The following is a 24,451-nucleotide window of genomic DNA, read 5'->3' as shown; positions in this document are numbered from 1 at the left end:
TCTATTTACTGCGATATCGATGAATATTCACAAAATCGAATATTTTACACTCACGAAATACAGTAATTCGCAAAACCTATTCTACCCGCCGTCGTTTCTACGTGGCATGATGGGCATCAGAACAGGAACGCTTTAGATGGAGGAGATCGCAAGTGGCCAAAACAGAGCTCGGAGCTCCTGAGCTAACGACAAGGGGCTCGAAGAACAAGGTCGGGTGGCTAAGCAAGGAATGGAAGCATTTGAAAAAAAACCGGGAGCTGCTGCTGCTCGCTATGCCCGGTATATTATTTAAATTTGTAATCGCCTACATTCCTATGATTGGACTCATCCTTGCCTTTAAGTATTTCAGGTATGATCAAGGAATTTTCGGCAGCAAATGGATCGGATTCGATAACTTCGAATTTCTATTCAAAGCCCAGGATGCCATTCGCATTATCCGCAACACGCTGCTCTACAACATTTCTTACATCGTTCTAGGAACCGTTGCCGCGCTTCTGCTCGCCCTTCTTCTTAATGAGCTTAGCGGGAAGCTTATCAAGCTCTACCAAACCACCATGTTTCTCCCATACTTTATTTCTTTTGTGCTAGTCGGCTACATTACGAACGCTTTTCTGGATCATAAGGGAGGTTTCCTCAACACCATAATCGGTTGGTTCGGATTCGAGCCTCACAAGTGGTATTTGGAAACAACGCCATGGATCTTTATCCTGCCGCTCGTTGCTTTATGGAAAGGAATTGGTTTCTCCACTTTGGTCTATTACGCAGGAATTACCGGTATCAGCACCGATTATTACGAAGCAGCTAGGCTAGACGGCGCTTCTCGCATCCAGATGATGTGGCGAATTACATTGCCGCTGCTTAAACCGCTTGTCATTATCCTATTTATATTGGGTCTTGGCAACATATTCCGCGGTGACTTCGGCTTGCATTATTTTGTCCCTAATAACGTAGGACCGAATTTTCCTACAACGGATATTATCGATACCTATGTATACCGCGCTTTAACTAAGCTGGGAGACATTAATTCAGCAGCTGCTGTCGGCTTCCTGCAATCCGTCGTTGGATTAATTACCGTAGTATCTGCAAATTATTTGGTGCGTAAAGCGGATAAGGATAATGCATTGTTTTAAGATTGGAGGAATCTTTTATGCCTAATACTAAAGGCTTTAATTTTATGAATGGGTTCATTAACATCTTTCTAACCATTCTTTGTATTATGATTGCCCTTCCATTCGTTCTCGTTATCATCATTTCATTAACCTCTGAGAACAGCCTTGTACAGAATGGCTATCAATTTTTTCCCAAGGAATGGAGTATGGAAGCCTATCGTATCGTCTTTCAAAAACCCGACCCGCTGCTTAAAGGATATCTGGTCACCATCCTCATCACTATTGTCGGTACGGTCTTATCACTCCTGCTGACTGCGATGACAGCGTACCCTATTTCCCGAATGGACTTCCGTTACAACCGTCCGATTACCTTCTACATTTTCTTTACGATGCTGTTTAATGGCGGGCTCATTCCATTCTACATCATGATGACGCAATATCTGCATCTAAAAAACTCTTTGCTGGCTTTGATCCTTCCAACGCTGCTCAGCCCTTTCAACATTATGATTATGAAAGGTTTTCTAGATAAGATCGGCAAAGAAATCATTGAATCAGCAAAGGTAGACGGCGCCAAAGAATTCCGAATCTTCTTCCGAATTATTTTACCCTTGTCGACACCTGCTTTAGCAACGCTAGGTTTATTCATCTCTTTTGGCTACTGGAATGAATGGTTTTATGCCCTGCTGTTCATAGACAATGATAAATATATCCCGCTTCAATTGCTGCTTGTTCGCATTCTGTCTCAAATAGAGTTTTTGGCTAATTCTCCGCTCGCTCAGGTAGCCGACAAGCTGGCTTATGCCAATTTCCCGACTTTATCCGTTCGCATGGCAATGGCAATTCTTGCAGGCGGGCCGATGCTAATTATTTTTCCTTTTTTTCAGAAGTATTTCGTAAAGGGTATTACGGTAGGTTCCTTGAAAGGATAAGGAATGACTACTGTGCCATATATAAAATTATATAAATGGAGGGTTTAATGTGAAAACAACAAAAGCAGCGTTACTACTCAAATGCTTCGCTCTAGTGCTTTGCTTGGCGATGATCGCAGCATGCTCGAACAATGGCAATACCCCTGCAAACCCAAGCACCAATGAGCCAAGCAAAACGGCAGAGAATACGCCGGATGCGACTGCTTCCGCAGAACCATCCCTTCCTGAGGCTAAGCTGACCTTCATTTATCCGGTATCCGCAAATCCTGGTCCGGATCAAAAGCTGGTCAACGATGAGATCAATAAATATTTAAAAGAGAAAATCAATGCGACCGTTGTGCTCAAGCCGCTGACGTTCGATGAATACGAGCCTAAGCTCAATGCCATGCTCGCAGCTGGAGAAGAATTTGACCTTGCGTGGAGCTCGAAGGGCTGGCTTGGCAACTATCAGCCTTATATTGATAGAGGGGCGTATCTAGAAATTACAGATGAAATGATTAGCAAATATGCACCAGAAGCGCGCGCTAACATCCCTGATAAATTTTGGCCGGATATGCTTGCCGTTGATGGCAAGGTGTATGGTTTCCCAATCTATCAGGTAGCGGCAAAAACAAAAAGCTTAATTATCCAAAAACGCTTCATCGATAAATACAATCTTGATGTAAGCACGATTCAATCGTACAAGGATATCGAGCCTTTCCTAAAAACATTAAAAGAAAATGAACCCGGCATTATTCCTCTCGGACTTGCACAAAATTCTTGGGGCTTGTACAGCGATCGCACAAAAGTAGGTGACGGGCTTGTTCTAAGCTATGCGAAAGACGATGCATCGCTTGGTTATATTGGTACATTGCAAACGCTTGATGAGAAAAAAGGATACTACGATGATATGCGAAGATGGTACCAAGCAGGCTACATTAACGAAGATGCGCCAATTATACAGAACATCAATGACTTGAAGGGCAAAGGCAATGTTGCGGTCTCGCTGGAGTTTACGTCCAAACCAGGCGGTGAAGTTGGCGAGATGGCTATAAACGGCGGCAACGAAGTGGTGTATGCTCCAATCGCCGACAGCTATTTTACAGGAATTGCAGGAGCGATGCATGTCATTAATAAAAGCTCCAAAAACCCTGAACGCACATTGATGCTTATTAATCTTCTTAATACAGACTCCTACCTCTACAACTTAATTTGCAATGGGATCGAAGGCAAACACTATAATAGAGTAGATGATAAAAATATCGAACCGATTAAAGATTCAGGTTATGCGCCAAACGGCGACTGGGTATTCGGCAATCAGTTCAACGCCTTCCTTAAACCAGGTCAGGCCGCTGATACATGGGAGCGGACGATCGCGCTTAACGACAGCGCCCTTGTGCCTGCGACTAACGGCTTCGGCGTGAACGAAGAGAACATCAAAGCTGAAATAGCTAACGTAACGGCAGTTAACAATGAATATCAGGCCGCTCTCGAATCCGGATCGGTGGACCCTGCTAAGGAGCTGCCAAAATACAAAGATAAGCTCATTGCCTCCGGTCAAGAAAAGATTCAAACGGAAATCGCAGCACAATGGGATAAATTCAAGCAAGAAAAAGGGCTAATAAAATAATAGCGATACAAAAAGAAGCTTTGCAGGAACGATACGCCTGCAAAGCTTCTTCATTCGCCTTAAATTAAAACCAGCTATCCTCGCCAGCGGTTTGGGCAGCCGTTTGAAGCTGCGGTGACAATAAAACTTCCTCCGTACCGTCAACAGCGGCAGTGAGCAATTGATTATAATTAGGAATTAGAGCCTCAATCTTCTCGACGATACGAAGATTCGGATTCGTACTTGGCGATTTCGGCAAAAATAACGTACAGCAATCCTCATATGGCAAAATCGACGTTTCGAACGTCCCGATTCTCTCCGCCATCCGAATAATTTCATGCTTATCCATCATAATTAACGGCTTAAGCTGCGGCAGATCTGTTGCTCGACCAATGACATTCATGCTCGGCAGCGTCTGGCTCGCAACCTGCCCTAAGCTCTCGCCAGTAACGATACCGTTTGCCCCATTGCGTTCTGCCAGCTGCTCTGTGATCCGAAGCATCGCCCTTCTCATTAACGTAATAATAAGATTATCGCTCTTCGCTTGTACTAGCGTAGTTTGTATTTCGGTAAACGGCACAAGATGAAGCTTAATCGGCTCCCCGCTGAAATAGGATAATCGCTTAGCAAGCTCGATTACCTTATCTTTCGCCTGCTCGCTGGTGAATGGGTAGCTATGGAAATGCACAGCCTCCACTTCAAGACCTTTACGCAGTGCCAGCCAGCCTGCAACAGGACTATCTATGCCCCCGGATAGCAATAACATAGCTTTGCCATTTGATGCAAACGGAAATCCGCCAGCGCCAGGGATGACATCGTAGAACACGTAAGTAGCTTCCGCTTGAATATCCACCCGCAGCTCAATTTCCGGCTTGCTCACGTTAACTTTAAGTCCTGGCATTGCACGTAGAACATGCCCGCCAACCAAATGATTCATTTCCTGCGAATTATGAGGAAACTCTTTCCAAGCACGTTTTGCGCTCACCTTGAACGTTTTGGGCTGCTCTGGCAAAGCTTGCATAAGAGCTAGCGCAGCTGCTCTTATTTTCTCAAGATCAGCCTCTGTGCTGACAACTGGACTTAAAGAAACAATGCCAAACAAATCCTTCAAGCGATCTGCTATAGGCTCATAGGGATGTCCATTCAGCTTGACATAAAGACGACCAAACGATTTGAAATAAGTAATATTATCGTAAGAAATTAATGCTTGCTTTACTTGATCAAGCATTCGTTTCTCGAATTTGTTCCGATTTCTTCCTTTTACCATTAAATCTCCATAACGGAGCACGATCTGATCATAAAGCAAAATTAAGTCAATCTCCTCTCAAGCGGCTTAAGTTGTGCGACAACGTGACGCAGTGCAGCTCCTAAGGCTGCAATATCCTGCTCTTCATGCTCGTCTCCGAGACTAATCCGAATGCCGCTGCTCGCTTGCTCATGACTTGCACCGATGGCAAGAAGCACGCGGCTCGGCTTGTCATCCTTAGAAGAACATGCCGATTTCGTTGAAGCCATTATACCACGTTGCTCTAACATATGGATGACAACCTCTGGCTTCATGCCCGGATAGGAGAAATGTATAATATGGGAAGCAGACGGTTCTGCCCCGTTCAGCTTAAGCTCTGGAATTTGCTCAATATGCGTTAATAGCTGCTGTTTGAGCACTTTCAATCGCTTTTCTCTTTGCTCCATCGAAGCAAGCGACATGCGCAGCGCCTTCGCTGACGCAACGATAGCAGGTACGTTTTGTGTTCCAGCGCGATGCCCATACTCCTGGGAGCCGCCACTAAACAAAGGGGACAGCGTAATGCCATCACGCACGTACAAATAACCTACGCCTTTGGGACCACGAAGCTTATGCGCCGAACCGCTAAGCAAATCAATGCCCCACTTTTCCAAATGAATCGGCAGCTTCCCAATACTCTGAACGGCATCGACATGCAAAATGACCTTCGGATATCGTTTAAGCAACTTTGCAATGTTCTCGATTGGCTGAATGGAACCGATCTCGTTGTTAATATGCATCACGCTAACGAGAATCGTTTCCTCAGTTATTGCCGCTTCCAATTGCTCAAGCTCTACATGACCCGACCTGCCTACTTGCAAATAGGTGACATTGAAGCCTTCTTGCTCCAGCTGCGCAAAAGATTCGTATACGGAGGCATGCTCAATTTGTGTCGTTATCAAATGTTTGCCTCGTCCAGCGTACTGACGAGCAGCACCCTTTATCGCTATATTATTTGACTCTGTACCGCCGGAAGTAAATACCCATTTCCCCTTAGAGGTTTGCATCTGCTCGGCTAGAACAGCACGCGAGCGTTCAATTAACTTGTCAGCGTCAGTACCTGCACGATGCAGCGAGGAAGGGTTCGCATACTGCGACTTCATCACTTCCATCATGGTCTGCACCACTTCTTCATAAGGCGGTGATGAAGCACAATGATCAAAATATAACATTTTCGATTTATCTCCTTTTCAAAAAGAAAAAGATCATCGATTGCTCCCGCCTGCATGACGGATCGCTAAATCGTGATCTTATTGCTGTCGTTCTACTTGGCCTGAAGCACCTTGGCAACATAGCGCTGCGTCTCTTCCGGCAACGCTTCAAGATTTTCTATTAGCTGCTCGTTCGTTTTTATTCCTGCACGGTCCACTCGGCCCGGTCCTGCATTGTAAGCAGCCAGCGCAACCTGCTCATGTCCATTATACTTGTTTAGCAGCATCGATAAATATTTAGTTCCGCCATCAATGTTTTGCGCGGGATCAAAGGAGTTGCTAACGCCTAGACCTCTTGCTGTTCCGTCCATTAGCTGCATCAGGCCCTTAGCGCCTGAACCTGACTGTGCATCTGCGTTAAAGCCGGATTCGGTTTTGATTACCGCTTGAATTAATGAAGAATCTACGCCATATTTGGCTGATGCCTGTTGAATAAGCTCGTCATAAGCAGATGGAGCGCTGTTAGACACGCCTTGACTGCTAAACGACAGATTAGGCATGCCGCTAAGTGAACTCAGCTGCGCGAGCGCATCTGCTGGCATGACTTGCGCCAATGCATTATTTTCAGAAGAAGTATCGGTCATATATTGGGATAAAAGAGTATCAAATAAGGATGCCGAGCCATCGCCTGTTGTCGCTTGCAACGGATTAGTAGCTGCTTGTAAATTTACATTTGGTGAAAGCTGAAGCTGCAATAATGTTTTGATTATCCGAGGGTCAATACTCATCATATCCTCCTAGCTGAATCATTATGTAAGTTTGTTACGTGTACTTTAAGTATATCGGTTTTAATTGTACATGTTTTTAGAGCAAACAGCCAGTTCCCCCTCATGAATCCTTTCAATGAGCGGCATTGCCTGTTTTATCGTTTGACACTCCAAATATTTCACATGCCCATCCTCTGCAAGCGGCAGCTGCTTTCTCGGATTCTGCCAAATAGGCGTCCATACGGCATAAAAAAAGATCGTCCCTATAAATAGGAACGATCTTTGGCTCAAAGCTAATATATAAAATAGTGCTTATTTAAATACTTTCACACGCTCATCGATCGGTTGAAACGATTTTTCGCCTGGAGCTGCTGTTGGTTTGCCAAATGGCATTTGAGCAACCAGCTGCCAAGAATCCGGCAATGACCATGTCGTTTTTACTTCTTCATCAATAAGTGGATTGTAGTGCTGAAGCGAAGCGCCGAAACCTTCATTCTCAAGCGCCGTCCATATTACAAATTGATGCATGCCGGAAGTATGCTGCGACCAGATCGGGAAGTTGTGAGCATATGCTGGGAAGTTGGCCATCAAGCCGTCAACGACTTGTTTATCTTCAAAAAACAATACGGTACCGTATCCGCTTTTGAAAGCGCCCATTTTTTGCTCAGTTGCCTCGAATTGATCAGCTGCAATCATATTGCGAAGCGTATTCGTCGTAATATCCCACAATTTATCATGATTTTCACCAAGCAATACAACTACACGAGTGCTTTGTGAATTAAATGATGATGGAGTATGTTTAACCGCTTCATGTACCAATTCAACAATTTTGTCATCGGAGATAACGGCCTCCTTGCTAATACCGTAGATCGAGCGTCTTTTACTTACTGCGTCCAAAAAAGCTTGTGATGTCATTTTTTTCTCCTGCCTCTCACATGTTGTGTGTCTTCCATCTGTGAACTAAGTATCCGCCTTAAAAGCCAGTTACAAATCCAAATAAATTTAATTACTTTACGTAAGTAACTTTATTGTATTGGAGTGCACTTGTCAAGACCAACAGGTTCATTATTCCCCCTGCGTTCTTAATTATGATTCAGTGACAGCCTCTTCACCTTTGCCATTAATTTCTCCATTCTTTACACGCCATTTGCTATTTATCCACGTAATAAAAAACGAAATGGCTCCTAATATTAACAGTACACCTACCTTGTAAAGTGCCTCTTGCCCGCTTAAATCCATAAGTATCGCCTTAATCGCAACGATAACAAGAACCGCAGAACCGAATGCACGAAACAGCAGCTCGCGATAATAAGCCCCCCACAAAATTAGCAGCAATGCATAGCAGCCCCAAGAAACAGACAAAGCCAAACCTAAATAACTTGAAGCGGAATCATACATATATTCTGTGAAAATATTTTCAATTTGCCTTGTCAGCAATCCGCCAACGATGAGATGGGATAACAGCGCATACACACGAGCAAGCATCCGATTCGCTTGATCAGTGAGCTGGGGAATGACAAGCTTTCTAGAAAAGAAGAAACCCAGAGCAGCCAGCACCATCCATGCAATGGCCCCCCAATTCAGAAACGGGATGTACCTCCCAAACCATTCGCCGCGAGGAGTGTCCCAAGTGACTACGTACCAGTAACATCCGACCACAAACCAGATAGCGAGCGAGGCGATGCTCAGCAGGTTCCAGCGCTTACTATAGCCGATTGCTGCTGCTATCGCAGCTATGCAGCCCCATAGCAGCACCGTAATTAAAGGCTTTGACTCATACCCGCCGCCAATGCTGCTTACCGACACGAGAATCAATAGCAAACCGCCAAGAAAGAACACTCCTGAGGATAGCGTAATCTTGTTTGTTAGCAAATAAATAACGAAACCACCGATTAAATAAACGATTCCGATAAAAGAGAGTATGTACCCATAAGCCACTTCACCGTTCAAAATAAATAGTGCCCAAAATCCAAATAAAATGCCATTTATCGCGTTCATATACAAATCGATGCCCTCAAAGGATAACTTATTGCTCCAAGAAGAGACCATCAGTCCGATTGTATAAAAGAGAAAAGCTGCGAGCGCATATCGAAACGGCATACTCCAAAAGCCTTCAGTCGATGGATTATAATGAATGAAATATACGATATACATCAGCCATGACCCGATGAAGCTGATAAACCGAAGCTCATGCCAATTGCGCGAGATGCTGAGAAATAGGAATGCAACATTTAATACGAGCAGATAAAGAAATAAAGCAAATACTTGATCTGTTTCCGGCCTCATAAGCAGCGGAGATAATAAACCACCCAGCATCGCTATATTCATTAGCAGCCGAGACATAAACTTATACGCATAAACGGATATTCCAATGGTTACTGCACTCATTCCAAGCAAGACGGTCATTGGGTCCCACAGCCGGTAAAAAATTCCCGCAAAAGAAAACGTCGCATACAAAATGCAAGCCGCCATGCCAATCAAGATTTCACCAATCGGATTGCGCGGCAGCCGGCTTGCTAGCTTCAAGCCGGCTGCGCCTACACCCGCTCCGCATAGCATACCAAAGCCAATTTTCATCGACTCTGTAATCCAGCCTTGAACTATCGAATATTTGAACAACGTAATAAAAGCAGCCATTACGAACAATACCCCAAGCAGTGAAGTCCAGTGTCTATTCACCATTTCCTGCATCTCTTTCACTTTCCCACCTTCTCTCTGTTAATAATAAATTCATTCATGATGTTACTAAGCAGAGCTGCTTGGTTTAACGAATATTAGGCGATCGAGCAGCCTTACAGCGGCATATAGCAGCAAAAATATAACAAATGCAATAAGCTCCAGCTGCAGCAAATACCATGGCCATGGCCCCAGCATATCAAGCAATGAGGCTGTACCCGGTTTTTCAGCTAAAAACATAAAGTTTGTTTTACCCGATGCCACGTTCGTAATCGCAGCCGGAATAGCGAATACATGCAGCCAAAGTTGAGCCTTCACTACGGAAGAGAAAGTCGGTCGATAGCGTTCTACTACGACGATAAATAGCGCTGCGCTAACGATCCCTATATGTGCAATGAAAAATTGAAAATAACGAAAATGCGGAAACGCTTCGTCTAAATTAGGGGTTAACAGCGCCTGCAGCGCCCCCATGCTTCCAAGAAAAAATAAAGCATCATACAGACCTTTTGGATTCCAAAGCAATACAACCGCGCTAACCAAAAGCATTAAGCTGCAAAGCTGAAATGGCAGCGAGCCTACTCCCCAATTATCATTGCGAATATAAGATAGCTGAAGCGAGACCTCGCAGCATATTAGCAAAATAGCCAGCCCGATTCGTACCATCTTGTTTATTCGCGGCACTCTCATTCGCTTCCGGAAAACGATAATACAGATAATGGCTGCAATGAGAATGGCCAATGCCCCAAAATGAGCAGCCGAGAACATTTCAAAATCCATCGGTTATGCCTCCAATCTGTTGATGTAAGCGTTCTTCTACTATCTATTTTGTAAAAAATGACATAAAAAAAATAGTACCAACTTTACATGGTACTATCCTCGTCCTTTTTCTTATGAAATAAGCCCATCTCTTTGGCTTTATTTGCTGCTTCGCGCGACCCGCTTAAATTCAGCTTTTTTAATATATGATTAACATGGTTTTTGACGGTACGAATTGATACAACCAGCTTGTCGGCAATCTGCGGCTGGGTATATCCTTGATCAATTAAATCAAGCAGCTGAAGCTCAGACGGCGTAATGAGATCACCGAGCTTCTTCGCCTCGAACTCGCGCTCCATCTGCTTCAGTCGGCGGAATTCCTCGCGCATCCGTTCTGCTACAGCCGCATTAATGGGGGATTGGCTCCGGTTTGCCGAGCGTACAGCTTCAGGCAAGCTTTCAAAATCAGATTTGATTTGGTAATCGATAGCTCCCGCTTGGAACGATCGAAAGATAAGCTCCTTCTCCTCCATTGACGTAAGCATGATGACCCTTGCTCCGGTAGCTATTGCCGCCTCCTCAGCGAGCAGAACGCCTTCGGGCCTTCCGTCAAGCATGATATCCATCAGCACAACATCAGCAGGCACAGACTGCTGCATCCCTTCCATAAGCGCTTGTCTAACATCGTCAGCCCTGCTAGCAGTCCAAACTACTTCAATATCTTGCTCCTTGTTTAAATAAGCGACAAGGCCGCGCAGCCAATCACGATCATCCTCGACGATCCATACCTTGATTTTATCCATTTGCTTCCCTCCTCTGCGTAATATGTACATCTATTTTTGTAGCTTGAACATTCCGTTTCGGAAAAGTCATGTAGACAGAGGTTCCAACGCCCGGCACGCTTCGCAAGCCAAGCATTCCTTTATGCTTGCGCATCACATGATACGCATAGGGCAGTCCGAGCCCAAAATTAGTGTCACTGCCGCTTTTGGTCGTATAGAACGGCTCCATTACCTTCGTTATCTCACTCTTATCCATGCCAATGCCCGTGTCTCTAACCTCAATAATAAGCTCTCTTTTGGTTTCGCTTAACAGAATAGACAGCACGCCTTTGTCTTGCATAGCCTCCAAAGCGTTGGCTATTATATTGCCTAAAGCCTCGCTTACCTGCGCGGGGTCGATGCGGCAGCTCCAGCCTTCGTTTAACACGCTTTGCAGCTTGATGTTGCCAAGGCTTTGGGCGTATCCTTTCATCGTCTTCTCGATAAGCGCTGCAATATCGGTCACTTCAACACGGAGCACCAAATCCTCTGTTCGACGATGAACCCGTTGCAGCATCTCCTGCATATGGCGAGAAGCGTTCAGCACCGTTTCAACATCCGCCAGCAGCTCTTGTTGATCGGTTTCGATGGCATAAGCTTTCATCTTCTCCGAGAAAAGCCGCATTTTTCCTGCATCGTTTTTGATCGCATGATTAAGAATGGCAGTTCCTGAGGTGACTGCTCTTAACGTAGAATCGTATCTGCGGCGATCGATCTTCACCCGCACACCCATGAAACCATAGGTGAATAATGCAATAACAAATACAGTTACGGCTAATCCAATGATCCATGTATTATAAACCCACATCCGCAGCATGCCGAAGCTCGGAAATACGTAATTCATGACCATACAGAACATAACCGGCGGCAGCACGGTTGAACATATTATCCAGTGTGTGCGAGAAAAAGAGGCATGCAGCTGCCGCTTGAGCAGTACCTGAATCGCCCCGTACATAATATAAGGAACCGCCCACCATACGACAATCTTGAACGAGATGGGATACATCGTATTATAAAATGGCGTAAACAAAACACATAAAACAATCGGAATTAACAGTAAAAAGGGCATAAGCTGCTGCAGCCGTTTTGGAAGCCGTACTGGTTTGTACGCTATAGCAAACAACGCAAAGGAATACGGCAATCCGTAGTAGGAGGTCAACGAGGAGAACGCTTGCAAGCGATAAAGAAGCTGCTGCGCTACTTGATTCATTCCAGCTTCCGCTGCTGCTGGCAGCCATTGCAGGTCAAGCACGGCAGCAAGCGCACCAGCTCCTCCGCTAAACGCCACAGCGCCTAACCAATGATTAACGGATGCTCGCCGATCGGAGATCCATATAATGGCTGCAATAGCCCACAAAGCAATAAGAACGAATAGCATAACGCAGCTCCTTCATAACAACTTTACTCTTTGATTTCTATTGTAATGGGAGACCATTCTCCAATAACAGTCTGTCCGTGCACCGACACGCTGCCCTCCGGCGACAAATCCTTTTCCGTCATAATGCCTAGCGCAACGATAAATTGGTTAAATTTAACCGGAACATCACGTTCTCTTCGCACTTCTTGGCCATTCACAAAAAATACGACTTCATCATTGGTGCGATTGTACGTAATTTTGTACGTATTAAATTCGCGCGCCGCAAAGTTTGTGTCTTCCTTAAACACACAGAAATATCTCGTTTTATCCGTCTCCGGCACCTTTACTCCCGGAAAAGGAAGAACGGCATATACACTTGCATATTTGTCATTTCCGGCAAAAAAGTCGAGCGCACCGCCCGTCGTGAAATCGAGCAGATTCAACGAGACGAAACCATCATAAAGATCATCAGGCGCTGTATTTTGCGAACGTGCGCGAATTTGCAGCTCAAAGCTAATCTCACCGGATTCAGGTACAAGAACAGGTTCAGCAGAATAATACATATGCTTAGCATTATCCAGTATTTGAATTTGATCGTTCGAGCGGCTAAGCGGTGCTCTTACATACAGCAGTCCATTGCGAACAATGACAACCGCATTAGGCTCACGGTACTGCCAGAAGGTTCCGTCTTGCAGCGGAAAACCGCCGATTTTCCAAACTTCTCCTTCATTTAGAATCGTATGAAAATCTCCTAAAGTCCATTGCTTCTCCATGTCCATGACCTCTTTCTAAGTTGTATGTTTTAAATAAGACCTTGAATAATTAAGGCAACGATTAAGATCACACCGCATCGCATCGTAGCTTTCAACGAGGCACCCATAAGCGGTACGTATGCAGTCGATACATTATTTGATGATAACCTGCCGTATACCAAATATAAAGGTATTGCTGTTGGCAGCGCCAGCAGCCCGTAAATAGGCAATGCTTCCACGACCACGCATAGGATAAGCGAAATATAGGCGAGAAAAAGCAAAACGCGCGAGAAAACGAGTGCTCTCTTTTCTCCCCAAACGACGACTAATGTTCTTTTCCCTGCTTGACGATCAGCCTGCCAGTGCAGGAAATGGTGATTAAACAATATTAGGGTAGTCAAAAGTCCTATTGGCAGCGATAGCCAAAATGCCCGAGAATCTAATTCTGAGGTTTGTACAAAATAAGCGCCTACGACAGGCAGTATGCCGAAGGAGATCAAGATCGCGACTTCACTGTAGCCTTTGCCGCGGTATCCGAACTGGATCGGCGGAGCTACATAGAAATAAGCAATTAACGCCCCAAGCCCGCCAAATACGAGCACCGGCCAGCCGCTTGTTATACTAAGTATAATGCCGCAAATTGCTGCAATGCCAAATAATGTCCATGTTACGGTCGCAAAGGTGCGTATGCTCCACGTCCCTTTTGTCAAATAGCCAGAGTTGGTTGCAATTACCCCTTCCGTCGATTGAGCGGCCGTATCCGTACCGTTGTAATAATCCCATAAATCATTAATCATATTAGAAAATAAATGGGCTGTTCCTGCCCCAACTATGGTGATGATAAATAATAAAGGATTGAAAATGCCGTTCCACACAAAAGCCCCCAGCGCACCTAACGCCACGGGAATAAGCATAACAGGAAGAACGCTCAGCCTGGATGCTTTCATAAATTGTTTAAACATAAGCTGCCACTGCCCTCTCTGTTGTCGATCGTTCAATTGAACCACTTCCATTTGCTATACGTCAACACATGGATTAAAAATGGCTTAGTTTTTGAACTTGTTTAAGCTTCTGTTTGAGCAGCTCGGTGCAATAACGATTTTGGTTTCTCTGATCAAAAGCAGCAGCTAATTGTTCGGTATCCTTTACAATCATCTCAAACGTAATATCGCTGCTGACATTCAGCTTTCTCCGACGGTTTTTCGCATGCCACAATTGTAGAAATGCTCTAGCTGAAATCATATACAACAACCGATCCCAGCCTACTTTCGTATCCAGCGCATATTGTACGGTTTGTTCAAACCATTTGGCGGCTTTATGAATGTCGGTTGCTGTGTAATAAGCAAGGAAGCTCCCATATTCACTTAAGTAACCAGGGCCCTTTAACAAACGCGCGCCTTTTTTTGCCATCTTTACAGCTTCATCTGCTTGCTCCGTCTCAAGGAGCGGGAGAAGCAGATGGCTGTATGTATTTTGCGGAATGGATTTGCAGGTCATTCGACCATCCATAATAGGCTTCATAGCTTGCAGTCCTCGCCGATATCTGCCAACTGTAAAATGATAGTAGCCAAAGCCATTTTGCTCACAGGCGCTGCAATCAGACATTCCATCTCTAGCCGTCTTGCGCCAAAGCTCATAGTTTGCTTGAGCCGACTCATGATCGCCTTGAGATAGCGCGTATCGATGAAGACATTGATAATATGGGCGCAGGCTGTGACCGTATTGTAAGCATTTTGCCTTAAAATCATTAAAAATCGAAGTGATTTGATCCGTACCAAATTGCGGAAACCGCCAAATTTGATTAACAAACCATTTATAGTGCCAAATGAGGGTGAAGCTCGAATAAGCAGCCGGATCTTTTTCAAACTGAGTTAAGCACCAGGTAAATGAAACAAGAAATCGCTCTTCATAGCCCGAATCAAGCGCTGCCTCGGAATAAGACATGCGAGCGTAATAGGAATCTTCCTTCGTCATATGCAAATCGGCTATCCGAATAGCCTCCTCAAGCACCGCAAGCTTCTGTTTTCCCTGCGGCAAGCTCCATGCCTCGCTTCGCAATTGATCATATCGCTGCTTCATAGCTCTCGCTCACCAGCCTGACTAAGACCGATTTCCAGCACCTGCATAAACGATTTGTTCATTAACTTCAGCTCCTCAGGGCCAAGAGGATATTGACCAAGCAGCAAGGCCTGCGTATAAACGGTCTCAATACTTAGCTTCTGCATATCCGCATTCTGACAAGTCATAACACGCTGCATAAGCGGATTATTAAAGTTGTAGCAAATCGTCGCATATGGCACCTCATATAGCTCATGGATGACGACATCCACAATATTTGCGAACAAATCATTAGCTTCATCTTTCGTTTGCTCTGCCATTCTCAGAAAATTCACTTCATCATTTGTATTGTATAAAGCGGCCAAATCTACTGGCTCAAATCGCTTTACCACGCTTCTGCACTGAAATGGAGCTAGCAGCTGATCCGAGAGCTCCAGAAAGGAAAGAATGCTTTTATGCTCCGCGGGAGTTATCGATTGGAAGACGTTCGAGAAATTAATCGGATCTAGAACTAACGCCTCAATATCCTCTTCCAGCTCAGGTAGCTTGCGCACAAGTTCAAAATCATGGACATAACCGCCGTTAATAACCATCACATTTTGCGCCTTGGCAACACGAGCCACTTGGCGGAATTCATCAAGCGTGGAAGATACAACGATACGTTTGTTCTGTTCCAATATATCGCTCATCTTCATCATGCCAAATGAAGTCTCAAACGACAAGAAACGGATAAACAATCGATAAAGCTCATCATCTTCGGCAGCCATCGCTTTAATGGAAGCAGAATGAATAACAATAATTTTCCCGAATAGTTCAGGGTTTGATTCTGAGAGCTGAATCATATGCTGTTTAATGTTTTCGCCAATTTCATCCTTTACGGTATGAAAAAGCTCATTTTCCATAAATGACTCCCGAGAAGCCGTTGGTCGAAGTCCATTCGTATTCATGATACACGTAACAAAAAAAGCCCAATCCGGGAGCATATTGTTAACTTGATCGGAGAGCAGCATGCGTTTCATATACACCTTATGTTTTTTCTCGGCTTGCAAGCTTACAGCATAAGGAAGAATATAAGCGACACCCTCAAGCTCACCAATTACTGATTTTAAAGGTATAGCATCCAAGAAGGTTTGATACAAGTGATCTTCGCCATAGGTGAGCGCATCACTGGAGTTCATGGACCACGGAGGATTTTCCTCGTTAATCCTAATATCTGATTTCCCTTCGGACAAATGAATCGGAACAGGCAGGAACTGACCATAGTGACTCATTAACTCCATCACACGATCCCACTCATAGTAGTCCTCGTAACCCTCCTTGCATGTCAAAAACACGGTGGTACCGATTGGAGCATCCTTCTCAAGCTTGCGAATCGTGTACGTGCCGTCTGGCCGCCCGCGCCATTCTAAAGTATCGCCTTCTAGAGCGGAGCGGGTAATAACAACGATCTCGCCGCTCACTACGAAGCAGGACAGCAAGCCCACGCCAAATTGTCCAATATAGTCATCTGCTGAATCCATTTCGTCACGCTTGGAGGTACTTCCGATTTGAGCCAAAAAAAGCTGGATTTCGGATTCGGACAAGCCTATCCCATTATCGTGAACGGCAATCGTTCGAGAACCGTAAATTTCAACTGTTACGCGTGCATCAAAGCGATGTCCAAGCCGTTTGCGTGCTGTAATCGCATCAACGCCATTTTGCAGTAATTCCCTAATGAACACGCCCGGGCTCGAATATAAATGCTTTGAGAGAAGCTCGATCATCCCTTGTAAATTAACTTGAAAGTTCATTTCGCTCATCCTGTCTCCCATAGTGGATCTGTTTTGTATTGGTCTATTCCATTCATTGATTCGGCATTATACTCGCTTATCCTTCTTTATTTGCACAAAGAGGCAGGCAGCACCCCAAACCTATGGATGCTGCCTGCCTCACTCGATTATCATTTTGTTGCTTACACTTTGAAAACAGATGCTTTCTCCTTCAAATCCTGCGAGGAAAGTGAAAGCTTCTCCGCAAGCGTGCGCAAATCATCGGAAATATCATTTTGCTTAACTGAAAGCTCGCTCATATGTTCCATTTTCCCATTTACTTCTGAAGACGTAGTCAATAGCTTGTCTACTGCAGACACGATATGAGACATGCCTGTTGTAATTTCACTAATTGCCGTAGAAATCTCGCTCACTTGATCTGACAGCATGCTGCTTTGCGATTCCAATGCTTGGAATGTGCTGCTTGCGGTTTCGGATGCTTGACGCGTCGTGTTAATAACATTCGCGAAGCTGCCGATCGTGCGGCTGCTTGCTGCCACATCGCTTTGTATGAGTGTCAGCTCCTTCGTGATCTGCTTCGAGATCATATCGGTCTGGCTGGACAGCTTGCGGATCTCATCAGCGACAACTGCGAACCCTCTGCCATGCTCACCCGCTCTTGCCGATTCAATGGATGCGTTCAGTGACAACAAATTCGTCTGTGTGTTCAAATCCTGAATGCCGTTCAAAAACTTAGCTACATTGTTATATCGTTCATTCATCGTTTCGAAAGCTTCAGTTAGCTTTGAAAACTGGTCTACTGTTTCATTTACCATCGAGACCACGCCAGCCATCTGCTGCGTGCCGTTATGAGATGATTGCTTCATATTTTGCATATCATTGTTTATGTACTCACTCGACGCAGCAATTTGCTGAGAGCTTGCTGAGATTTCTTCGGTAACTGCCGAAATGGATGAAGCATCGTCATACTGCGACAGCAACACTTTTCTGCCCAGCTCCACTTGGCCATTTACATCCTCTGAAGCTTTACGATTAATTCCAATCATATTATCCATATTATTTGAGATGTGGAGCACGGACTCACTCACTTCAAGCGTAGCTTTAATCGTTTCTCGCAATTGATCGCCCATATTAGCCAATGCATGGTCAAGATCGCCAAATTCGTCAGAGCGAACGAGTTTTTCTTGACTTGTAAAATCATTATTGCCATACTGCTTAATTCTTTTTGTAATGCCTACTAGTCCTGTTCTAATCGATTGTGAGATGACAAAAATCATTATAGCAGGAAGAATAGCGAGCAAAATGACATTAATAAGCACAATAAGGTTCGCACTGGATATGTCTCTATCGAGAAGCCTCTGCGTCGCATTAGCGTCTGCGGTCAAACGCTCGTGCATCGTATCATTGGAATAACTTAGAATGACGGTATAGACGCTTATTAAATTGCTTATGCGAAGCGATTTCTCATCTGATGATAATCCACTCACGTCTGTATTCGTCACTTTCAAGTTATCTAAAGCAAGCTTAAGAACGTTAACCTGATTCGCATAATAAGGACCATCTTCCGTTGCAGGCGGATATTTCTTATCCATGTCGATAAGCTGTTTCTCTAACTCATCGATGTTGGCAGGCATCGTTTCCAAATCCTTCATGATCAGCGTTGCATCGCTTTTGCCATTTTCAATGGCATCTACCATTAGAAGCATCACTTTCAGCAGCCTATTCGAAATACCCTGGTAATTGCGTTCAGCACGCTGCAATTCCTCTGAGCCTTCGACCGAGGTTGCTACTGAATGATTTTGAAAATAAATCAAAACGCCCGAGCCTACATTAAAAAGTGTGATGATTGCGGTAACAAGCAATAATTTGCTCGTTATTTTCTTCAAACTCAATTTCTTAAACAGTATTTTTGCTCTCTCTATCCTATCCTTAAAAACCATCCTGCTTGCTCTCTCCTCTGTCTCCTGAAAACAAAAAAAGCTATCCAGCCACAGGAGGCGGACAGCTCAGTTAGCTTATTATCCTTCCGGCGGTCTGGCAGCCATAGTGCGTACACCTTAGGCCCATAACTTTGCGTCCTTGTTTTTCAACAAGTTTGCCTTTTTCAGTTTGTCTATTTTGTAGTTTACAACTTAAACCAGTATAGGACTATTTAGTGAAATTGTCATCCCCTGAACCATATTTATTCTGTGGCTAAAAATAAGGTTGCATTGCAATAACGCCTTGCTAACGAATGAAAATAGGAGGTTTGGATGGAAATAACCGCAACGAGCAAAATATTTCGCACTGCTTCCCATTGTTTTTCCGTTAAATTCGGCAATCTGCTTGCAAATTGATTCGCTGAAGAGCGAATGACATGCTCTGTCAATAAATCTTGATGCGGATTTTCCTTCAAATGACCGGAAATGTCGAGCAGTTGATCGTTATTCGCATCGAGCTCCTCAAACATACTAGTATAAGATGCATATAATTCAATTGGCCCAACTAAATCGTCTGCTTCATCCTCTGGTTTCTTGAAGACGATCTCAAAAAGCTTGCGTATTGATTCAAAATCGAGATTTGACTTTAAATCATCAATAATGAATAATAACGCAGCTTGGTTCAGAGAATATTTTTTCCCAGCTTTCGGACAATCGAAATAAGGTTTGAAATCTCGCTTCACCCAGTTTTGCATGGAGGTAATCGACAGATTCGAATATTCGATTAGTTGGCCCAACGCAGCAATTTCATGTAATGAAAAGCCTTTAATCTCATTTCCTTTAATAAGCTTTTCCATAATTGGAGGCAGCAGCGTAGACATAAATGCAGGCAGTCCCGTGCCTTTCTCCAAATCACATTGATGCGTTTTGGTCCATGCGGCTTGCAGCACTTGCAGTGGCTTCAAATTATACTTTCCGTCCAGAGCCAGCAGCAAGCAAGCCATCTCTTTTCGAGTAAGCGTAAAGGACTCCATATCGCTTCCTCCTCGCGCATTCGTCTTGCATTCCTATATTACAAGTTCATATGAACTCATCATATGCCGGAGAATGACGCTTGTAAAGGCTCGAAAATCAATGAGAATAAGCCTTTCATTCTCGTTAAATCGCTTTTAAAGCGCGTATAAGGCTGTTACCGTTGGATATGGCATTTGTCATATCATGTAATCATTCGTTATAGTAGATCATAAGAATAAAAAAAATATAAACATAAAAGGGTAGTGAAAAACGAAAATGGGTATAGGATTCAATTTATTCATGATTGCTCTTCTTATTTTATTAACTGCTTTTTTCGTCGCAACGGAGTTCGCCATCATCAGACTTCGCTCCAGTCGGATCGATCAGTTAGTGCTTGAGGGCCGGAAGAACGCACTTGCCGTTCAACGGGTTACGAGTAATCTGGATGCCTACTTGTCAGCCTGTCAATTAGGTATTACTATTACAGCGCTCGGGCTGGGCTGGCTGGGAGAACCGACAGTTGAAAAAATGCTTTTACCCTTGTTTGAACGTTTTGCTATTAACGATGACATCAGTCATATTCTATCCTTTTTAATCGCATTTATTTCGGTCACATTCCTGCATGTTGTTGTCGGGGAGCTTGCACCAAAAACGTGGGCGATCCAGAAAGCTGAATTTATTAGCTTCTTAACAGCAAAACCGATTATTTTATTCCACAAAATTTTATATCCTTTCATTTGGTTGCTAAATGGCTCAGCTAACGCTTTGGTTCGCTTGTTCGGATTGAAACCAGCTACAGAGCATGAAGAAGCACACTCGGAAGAAGAAATTCAAATTATTCTTAACGAGAGCTACCAAAGCGGAAAGATTAACAATACAGAATACGGATATGTAAGCCGCATTTTCGCTTTTGACGAACTGCTGGCCAAAGAAATTATGGTGCCTCGCACCGATATGATTTGTTTGTATACAAACAAATCATTAGCTGAGAACATGGAAATTATTCGCAAGGAACAATATACGCGTTTCCCGGTCGCACTTGAGAGCAAGGATAACATCGTCGGCATGATTAACACGAAGCAGCTTTTCCTAGAATATGAATCTGATCGTGATTTGGATTTCAAAAAGCTTGTTCATCCTGTACTGAGCGTTTCTGAGGTTACGCCAGTCAAAATGCTTCTAAAGCGAATGCAATTAGAACGTGTTCACATCGCTATTCTCGTTGATGAATACGGCGGTACTTCCGGACTAATTACAATTGAAGATATTTTGGAAGAAATCGTTGGTGAAATTCGTGATGAATTTGACGCCGACGAGCGTAAGGAAATCGAACAGCTAGCCGATAACTGCTATCTTCTCGATGGTAAAGTATCACTTAGCGAGCTGAGCGATCTAACCGGCATGAACTTCGAGGAAGAGGATGTGGATACGGTCGGCGGCTGGTTGTACAGTCAAGTGACCGATCCAAAGCCAGGCAAAGAGCACTTTTACGAAAATTATAAATTTATCATTCGCGAGACGAGCAAAAACCGGATTCGCAAGGTCGAAATGCTAATTGAGCAAAATCAAGAAGCCGTTGAAGGCGAAACCGCATAACGATAGGTTAACAAGAAAGAAGCAGCCATTGCTCATTGCATCGGCTGCTTCTTTTTTTTATTATGACTTTATAACAAGCTAAAAATATGAACGATTCGATCATGCAGCCACTCATCCGTATGGTCCATCGCCTCTTCTACCGAACAAGGACCCGGCACGAGCGAGAAGCCTGCACGAAGACCAAGCTCCGACGTGTATGCTGAACTCGCATCAATTGACCCGCAAACGGCGATTACAGGGATGCGCTGCCCCCAAGCGGCATCACATATCGCCTTGATCACCTTGCCTGAACCCGTTTGGCTGTCTAATCTCCCTTCGCCTGTCAAAATCCAATCAGCGCCATCAATATGCTCCTCAAATCCAATTCTATCCATAACAAGTTTTGCTCCAGCGTGCATAGTAGCGTCAAAAAAAGCTAAAAGTGCTGCACCTGTACCTCCTGCCGCTCCGCTGCCTGGCAAATTCGCCACATCAATCCCTGTATGCTTGTATATACTTTCAGCAAAATGAGCTAATGCAAGGTCAAGCTGCTTGACTGCTTCTGACGATGCTCCCTTCTGAGGACCGTAAACCCAAGAGGCTCCATGCTCCCCGCATAATGGATTACGTACATCGCCAGCAATAATGAAGCTGCTTTCGCGAACGCTCGAATGGAAACCAGCATCATCAATCGATGCAAGCTTCGACAAATGAATGCCTCCAGGCTGCAGCTCAGCTCCACTTTCATCTAACAGCTTCATGCCGAGCGCCTGCAGCATGCCCGATCCGGCATCATTGGTCGCGCTGCCTCCTAAGCAAATAATAAATTGACGATAGCCAGAACCGAGTGCATGCCGAATCAATTCACCGGTGCCAAATGTTGAAGCGATAAATGGATTTTTCTCTTCACTCTTCAGTAAAGCAAGACCAGATGCTTCAGCAAGCTCAATGACCGCGGTTTGGCCATCCCCCATTACGCCATATCTTGCATGAATGCTTCGGTTCAACGGGTCGTGAACAGGAACTTCGATAAAACTCCCGCCTGTAGCTTGTACCAATATCTCCATCGTTCCTTCACCGCCATCAGCCATTGGGAGCTGTATGATTTCAGCATGTGGATGAACTGTGCGAATGCCTGCTTCCATCGTGCTAGCAATTTGAAATGCGCTTCTTGACCCCTTAAACGCATCCGGTGCAATAACGATTTTCACCCTAATCATCCTTTCAGAAAAAAAATTAAAAAAACACTTGCAATTATTTCAGTTTATATGCGATAATACATCTTGTGTTTAGCGAATACATCTTGCCGTTGTAGCTCAACTGGTAGAGCAACTGACTTGTAATCAGTAGGTTGGGGGTTCAAGTCCTCTCGACGGCACCATCTTTTCCCGGGACGTAGCTCAGCTTGGTAGAGCACCTGGTTTGGGACCAGGGGGTCGCATGTTCAAATCGTGTCGTCCCGACCATCCTAAACATAAAGAATTGAATATACATATAAGAAAGAAGCTTGAGCAATCAAGCTTCTTTTCTTTTATATTTGATCTCCTAAATTTTGAAACAGCTCGGCGAGCTCGTCAAACCCAGCATCCAGCGCATAATCCTCAGCTGTATATCCTGTTTCATCAACTTTCAACGGATCAGCCCCTGCTTTTAGCAAAAGTTCCGCTCCTTCTATGTCGCCATTTTTTGCTGCGGTCATTAGCGGTGTCCATCCGGTGCTATCCTGTAAATTCGGATTAGCTCCTTCTTCCAGCAATAAGGCTACCATCTCTATGCTTTCATTATACAACGCTATCGTTAGTGCCGTTTCTTCATAACTTTGCTCAATCACATTCAATTGCGCTCCCGCGTCTATCAATGAAGAAGCGATTGCTGTTTCATTTAGCTGAGCTGCCCACATTAGCGCTGTCCACCCTTCATCGTCTGCTGCATTCGGATTCCCTCCAGCATCAAGCAGAGATTTAACGAGCTCTAAATCAGCCTCTGAAGCTGCACCAAGCATTTGAACATCGGTTGGCGGACCATCAAGAGAAGACATAAAGGTATCAATCGATTTCGAGAAGGTCACCCCGATCGTAACAGATCCCCCGAGAACAAGAATAACAGCCAAAACGATGATAAGTGCTATTCGCGAAGAGGATGTCTTAAAAATGATATTCGATGAGATGCCTGCATATTGCTGAATCGCGTAGATACGCTTCGGCAGAGGCGGGTGAGTCGATAGCTTCTCAGCCAGCCATACAAATAAACCTTTCTCATAGCTGCTTTGCAGTAAATATTCCTCACGGTCTACCCGTTTGTAGAGCGTTTTTCCGATGGCTAATATCGTTAAACCATTCATTGCGGCTTCAGCATCGTTGGTGTAATAAGCAGCCATACGGTCGCATGTATATTCGCAAGCCCGCGAGTATGCTTCACCAAGAAATGGAAGCCATAACGCCGGCAATATGAGCAGCTGCTTCGACAAATGATTTCGTTTGATGTGGGCGAGCTCATGTGAAATGACAAAAGTGAGCTCTTTTTCCCCACCCGCCTGAATCATTTCGAACAAATCGGAATAAAGCACCACCATATTGCGGCCAAAAAAACGCGAAGCAAACGCATTTAATATCCCGCTCGATTCCATGACATAAAGATCCGGTACAACAGTAAAGCCCATCCGCTCACACTGTGCCTGGGCAATTGCGAACACCTCTGGGAATTGTCTCGGTGTGATCCGAACGCCATTGGTTCGAATGCTTGCCATCATAATCGCTTGAGCGAATAAGGGCAGGAGAATAAGAATCGGTAGGATGAAAATGAAAATAATAGAAATAAACAGACATAAATAAATGAAAACACTAAAGATAAGCGCAAGAACAAAGTAACGATTCTCTTTCTTATGTATGAGCGACGTTTCTAAATCAATTGCATTCAATAAATGGC

Annotated in this window: 20 protein-coding genes, 2 tRNA genes and 1 riboswitch; of the genes, 6 read left to right on the top strand and 16 right to left on the bottom strand. The window is 44.4% G+C overall.

Translation table 11 applies throughout. The features are described from left to right. The first annotated feature begins 152 nt into the window (after positions 1-152). The 3 genes from AC0VYE_RS14250 to AC0VYE_RS14240 are packed head-to-tail and all read left to right on the top strand — an operon-like array spanning position 153 to position 3,647. The gene (locus tag AC0VYE_RS14250; RefSeq protein ID WP_256710890.1) at positions 153-1,130 is read left to right on the top strand and encodes an ABC transporter permease; all 978 of its coding nucleotides are present in this window, start codon (positions 153-155) and stop codon (positions 1,128-1,130) included. Between the two features lie 17 nt (positions 1,131-1,147). Then, positions 1,148-2,038 carry a carbohydrate ABC transporter permease gene (locus AC0VYE_RS14245; RefSeq protein WP_475448772.1) on the top strand — a complete coding sequence of 297 codons (891 nt, stop codon included), beginning with the start codon at positions 1,148-1,150 and terminating at the stop codon, positions 2,036-2,038. 49 nt (positions 2,039-2,087) lie between these two features. Next, positions 2,088-3,647: an ABC transporter substrate-binding protein gene (locus tag AC0VYE_RS14240; RefSeq protein ID WP_475448769.1), complete on the top strand. Its 1,560-nt coding sequence runs from the start codon at positions 2,088-2,090 to the stop codon at positions 3,645-3,647. 64 nt (positions 3,648-3,711) lie between these two features. Here the strand turns inward: AC0VYE_RS14240 and thiI are convergent, their stop codons facing one another. The 14 genes from thiI to AC0VYE_RS14170 form a co-directional block, all read right to left on the bottom strand. Beyond that, positions 3,712-4,932 (bottom strand): tRNA uracil 4-sulfurtransferase ThiI, encoded by a 1,221-nt coding sequence (gene thiI, locus AC0VYE_RS14235; RefSeq protein ID WP_076268125.1) that lies wholly within the window; start codon positions 4,930-4,932, stop codon positions 3,712-3,714. 2 nt (positions 4,933-4,934) lie between these two features. Then, the gene (locus tag AC0VYE_RS14230) at positions 4,935-6,083 is read right to left on the bottom strand and encodes a cysteine desulfurase family protein (RefSeq protein ID WP_076268124.1); all 1,149 of its coding nucleotides are present in this window, start codon (positions 6,081-6,083) and stop codon (positions 4,935-4,937) included. Positions 6,084-6,175: 92 nt separating this feature from the next. Further along, positions 6,176-6,853: a lytic transglycosylase domain-containing protein gene (locus AC0VYE_RS14225; RefSeq protein ID WP_475448767.1), complete on the bottom strand. Its 678-nt coding sequence runs from the start codon at positions 6,851-6,853 to the stop codon at positions 6,176-6,178. 288 nt (positions 6,854-7,141) lie between these two features. After that, positions 7,142-7,744 (bottom strand): nitroreductase family protein, encoded by a 603-nt coding sequence (locus AC0VYE_RS14220; RefSeq protein ID WP_475448765.1) that lies wholly within the window; start codon positions 7,742-7,744, stop codon positions 7,142-7,144. Between the two features lie 171 nt (positions 7,745-7,915). Then, positions 7,916-9,520, bottom strand: a complete 1,605-nt coding sequence (locus AC0VYE_RS14215) for a DUF2339 domain-containing protein (protein ID WP_475449574.1) — start codon at positions 9,518-9,520, stop codon at positions 7,916-7,918. A 54-nt stretch (positions 9,521-9,574) separates the two neighbouring features. After that, a complete protein-coding gene (locus AC0VYE_RS14210; protein ID WP_475448763.1) occupies positions 9,575-10,282 on the bottom strand; it encodes a YwaF family protein in 708 nt (235 codons plus the stop codon). Positions 10,283-10,365: 83 nt separating this feature from the next. After that, positions 10,366-11,064 (bottom strand): LuxR C-terminal-related transcriptional regulator, encoded by a 699-nt coding sequence (locus tag AC0VYE_RS14205; protein WP_475448761.1) that lies wholly within the window; start codon positions 11,062-11,064, stop codon positions 10,366-10,368. After that, positions 11,057-12,460 (bottom strand): sensor histidine kinase, encoded by a 1,404-nt coding sequence (locus AC0VYE_RS14200; protein ID WP_475448759.1) that lies wholly within the window; start codon positions 12,458-12,460, stop codon positions 11,057-11,059. The genes AC0VYE_RS14205 and AC0VYE_RS14200 overlap by 8 nt, the downstream gene beginning before the upstream one ends. A 23-nt stretch (positions 12,461-12,483) precedes the next feature. Further along, complete coding sequence (locus AC0VYE_RS14195) at positions 12,484-13,212, bottom strand: DUF6081 family protein (RefSeq protein ID WP_076268116.1); 729 nt, start codon at positions 13,210-13,212, stop codon at positions 12,484-12,486. A gap of 29 nt (positions 13,213-13,241) precedes the next feature. Then, positions 13,242-14,153: a prenyltransferase gene (locus tag AC0VYE_RS14190; protein ID WP_076268115.1), complete on the bottom strand. Its 912-nt coding sequence runs from the start codon at positions 14,151-14,153 to the stop codon at positions 13,242-13,244. A 73-nt stretch (positions 14,154-14,226) separates the two neighbouring features. Next, positions 14,227-15,270, bottom strand: a complete 1,044-nt coding sequence (locus tag AC0VYE_RS14185; RefSeq protein ID WP_475448758.1) for a hypothetical protein — start codon at positions 15,268-15,270, stop codon at positions 14,227-14,229. Beyond that, a complete protein-coding gene (locus AC0VYE_RS14180) occupies positions 15,267-17,039 on the bottom strand; it encodes an HSP90 family protein (RefSeq protein ID WP_475448756.1) in 1,773 nt (590 codons plus the stop codon). The genes AC0VYE_RS14185 and AC0VYE_RS14180 overlap by 4 nt, the downstream gene beginning before the upstream one ends. A gap of 161 nt (positions 17,040-17,200) precedes the next feature. Beyond that, positions 17,201-18,958, bottom strand: a complete 1,758-nt coding sequence (locus tag AC0VYE_RS14175; protein WP_475448754.1) for a methyl-accepting chemotaxis protein — start codon at positions 18,956-18,958, stop codon at positions 17,201-17,203. Between the two features lie 85 nt (positions 18,959-19,043). After that, positions 19,044-19,128: riboswitch (cyclic di-GMP riboswitch) on the bottom strand. A gap of 72 nt (positions 19,129-19,200) precedes the next feature. Continuing rightward, complete coding sequence (locus AC0VYE_RS14170; RefSeq protein WP_076268111.1) at positions 19,201-19,971, bottom strand: DUF1836 domain-containing protein; 771 nt, start codon at positions 19,969-19,971, stop codon at positions 19,201-19,203. A gap of 256 nt (positions 19,972-20,227) precedes the next feature. Between AC0VYE_RS14170 and AC0VYE_RS14165 the strand changes: the two genes are divergently transcribed. Next, positions 20,228-21,547 (top strand): hemolysin family protein, encoded by a 1,320-nt coding sequence (locus tag AC0VYE_RS14165; protein ID WP_076268110.1) that lies wholly within the window; start codon positions 20,228-20,230, stop codon positions 21,545-21,547. 68 nt (positions 21,548-21,615) lie between these two features. Here AC0VYE_RS14165 and AC0VYE_RS14160 read toward each other — a convergent pair whose 3' ends face one another. Beyond that, positions 21,616-22,737 carry a glycerate kinase gene (locus AC0VYE_RS14160; protein ID WP_475448751.1) on the bottom strand — a complete coding sequence of 374 codons (1,122 nt, stop codon included), beginning with the start codon at positions 22,735-22,737 and terminating at the stop codon, positions 21,616-21,618. 94 nt (positions 22,738-22,831) lie between these two features. Here AC0VYE_RS14160 and AC0VYE_RS14155 point away from each other — a divergent pair. Both AC0VYE_RS14155 and AC0VYE_RS14150 read left to right on the top strand, forming a co-directional pair. Next, positions 22,832-22,907 (top strand) — tRNA-Thr (locus AC0VYE_RS14155). Positions 22,908-22,915: 8 nt separating this feature from the next. Next, positions 22,916-22,992, top strand: a tRNA-Pro gene (locus AC0VYE_RS14150). Positions 22,993-23,057: 65 nt separating this feature from the next. Here the strand turns inward: AC0VYE_RS14150 and AC0VYE_RS14145 are convergent. Continuing rightward, positions 23,058-24,443: a M48 family metallopeptidase gene (locus AC0VYE_RS14145; RefSeq protein ID WP_475448749.1), complete on the bottom strand. Its 1,386-nt coding sequence runs from the start codon at positions 24,441-24,443 to the stop codon at positions 23,058-23,060. Between the last annotated feature and the right edge of the window lie 8 nt (positions 24,444-24,451).

It is taken from the genome of Pristimantibacillus sp. Z349TD_6 (assembly GCF_056173205.1).
This window is presented reverse-complemented; position numbering and strand designations above follow the sequence as displayed.